Genomic DNA, 2095 nt, shown 5'->3' with positions numbered 1-2095 from the left:
GAGCGAGAGGGCAGCCGGGCCGTTCAGGCCCGGCCGCGCGACCGGCCCCGCTGCCGGCCGTCGCGCCAGCGGCGCCTAAAGAACTCAGCTGTCCCCCAAGCACACCATCACACGACGCGATGACACACCGCCGCTTGTTAACCTACCATCAGTAAGTTACTATGAGTAGGTATACAACCATTCCAGGAGCCCCCATGCACGCCCTAGTCGTCATCGCCCACCCCAACCCCAATTCACTCACCCACGCCATCGCCAACCACGTCACCCAAGGCATCACCTGCCCCCACACCTTCGAAATCGCCGACCTCACCGCCGAAGGCTTCGACCCCCGCTACAACACCGAGGACGTCGATCACTTCCATCAGCGCATCCCCGCCCCCAAGGACGTGGCCGCCGAACAAGCCCGCCTCGACCGCGCCGACGCCTTGGTTCTCGTCTTCCCCATCTACTGGTGGTCCTTCCCCGGCATGCTCAAAGGCTGGATCGACCGCGTCTTCGCCCGCGGCTGGGCCTATGCAGAACGCCCGGACGGTACACTCGTGCAGAAACTGCAGCGACTCCCGATTCATCTGGTCGCCGTCGGCGGCGCCGATGCCGGCACGTTCACGCGCCACGGCTATGACACGGCGATGAAGGCCCAGATCGAACACGGCATCTTTGGCTACTGCGGCGCGCCGGTGGTGCAATCCGAGTTCCTGCTGAACACCGACGCCGGTGCCCAGGACGGCCACTTCGCGCAGGCCAAAGCCATCGGCGCCCAGGTGTTCGCTGCACCGCACTGACCTGGACGATGACCCGCTTGCCCCAGACCGCCGAGCCCACCTCCCGCCGCCGCCTGCCCCGCGCAGAACGCACCCGGCAACTCCTCGATGTCGCCTGGACCCTTATCCGGGCCGAAGGCACCGATGCCCTCACCCTCGGCCGGCTGGCCGAGGCAGCCGGGGTCAGCAAGCCTGTGGTCTACGATCACTTCGTCACGCGCAACGGGCTGCTTGCCGCGCTCTACCAGGATTACGACGTGCGGCAGACGGCCGTGTTCGAAACCGCCGTCGCCAGCGCCTCCCCAGCGCTGGAGGACAAGGCGAGCGTCATCGCCGAGAGCTACGTCGCTTGCGTGTTGAACCAGGGCTCCGAGATTCCCGGCATCGTCGCGGCCCTGAGCGGTTCGCCCGAACTCGCGGCGGTCAAGCGCCAGTACCAGCACGCCTTCATTGCCAAGTGCGCCACCATTCTCGATCCCTACGCCGGCCCAGAGGGCGTGCCCGCCGCCCGCCTTTGGGCCATGCTCGGAGCCGCCGACGCCCTGTCGGACGCCGCTGCCGCGGGGGATCTGAGCCCGCAAGCCGCCCGCGACGAGCTCGCGCGCACCGTACGGCTGGTGGTCGAACGCTGAAAATGAACGGCGCACAGGCGCGTCAGCAAGCACCGCGACACGGCGCTCACGCCCAGGATTCATTCCAGGCAGGAAAGAGATAAGCGCGATCCGGCAGGATTATCAGCGCGACAGTGGCGGCGTATCGTCTCGGCATTCCTCACCTCGGACTGCCCATCATGATCGATACCCGCACCGCTCCCTACGCCGTTCTGCTGCTGCGCGTGGCCCTTGGCGGCCTCTTCCTGGCCCATGCCGGGCTGAAGCTCTTCGTCTTCACGCCCGCCGGCACCGCCGGCTTCTTCGGCAGTCTCGGCCTGCCGGGCTGGCTCGCCTACGTCACCATCGCGTGGGAAATCCTGGGCGGCCTCGCCCTGATCCTGGGCGTGCGGGCACGTGTGGCCGCCATCGCCATGATCCCGGTGCTGCTCGGCGCGATTTTTACCGTGCACGGCCCGGCCGGCTTCTTCTTCAGCAACCCCAAGGGCGGCTGGGAATTCCTGGCGTTCTGGATCGTCGGCCTGGTGACCGTGGCACTGGCCGGTGACGGCGCCCACGCCCTGCGCCCCGGCACGCGTGCCGTCGTCAAGGCGTGATGCCCGATGGATTGCCAGCACTTCTGGCGCCACAAAAAAAGCCTCCGCAATGAACTGCACCCCAAAAGTTGGACACCGATCCAACCTTTGGGGTGTTTTTCATGGCGAAGTATGACGAGCAGTTCAA

Annotated in this window: 3 protein-coding genes; all 3 read left to right on the top strand. The window is 66.6% G+C overall.

The features are described from left to right. Positions 1–194 precede the first annotated feature (194 nt). On the top strand, positions 195–782 hold the full coding sequence (locus IMZ29_RS22335) for an NAD(P)H-dependent oxidoreductase (protein WP_216188469.1): 588 nt from the start codon (positions 195–197) through the stop codon (positions 780–782). A gap of 8 nt (positions 783–790) precedes the next feature. Beyond that, a complete protein-coding gene (locus IMZ29_RS22330; RefSeq protein WP_216188468.1) occupies positions 791–1393 on the top strand; it encodes a TetR/AcrR family transcriptional regulator in 603 nt (200 codons plus the stop codon). 158 nt (positions 1394–1551) lie between these two features. Beyond that, positions 1552–1968 carry a DoxX family protein gene (locus IMZ29_RS22325; RefSeq protein ID WP_216188467.1) on the top strand — a complete coding sequence of 139 codons (417 nt, stop codon included), beginning with the start codon at positions 1552–1554 and terminating at the stop codon, positions 1966–1968. Positions 1969–2095: the final 127 nt, after the last annotated feature.

This window comes from Verticiella alkaliphila (assembly GCF_018904615.1).
Lineage (GTDB): Bacteria > Pseudomonadota > Gammaproteobacteria > Burkholderiales > Burkholderiaceae_B > Verticiella > Verticiella alkaliphila.
Note: the sequence above shows the minus strand (reverse complement) of the source record. Positions and strands in the feature narration are given on the sequence as shown.

Coding starts and splice junctions, on each gene's coding strand:
- IMZ29_RS22335 (WP_216188469.1), top strand. CDS start 195: ATGCACGCCCTAGTCGTCATCGCCCACCCCAACCCCAATTCACTCACC.
- IMZ29_RS22325 (WP_216188467.1), top strand. CDS start 1,552: ATGATCGATACCCGCACCGCTCCCTACGCCGTTCTGCTGCTGCGCGTG.
- IMZ29_RS22330 (WP_216188468.1), top strand. CDS start 791: ATGACCCGCTTGCCCCAGACCGCCGAGCCCACCTCCCGCCGCCGCCTG.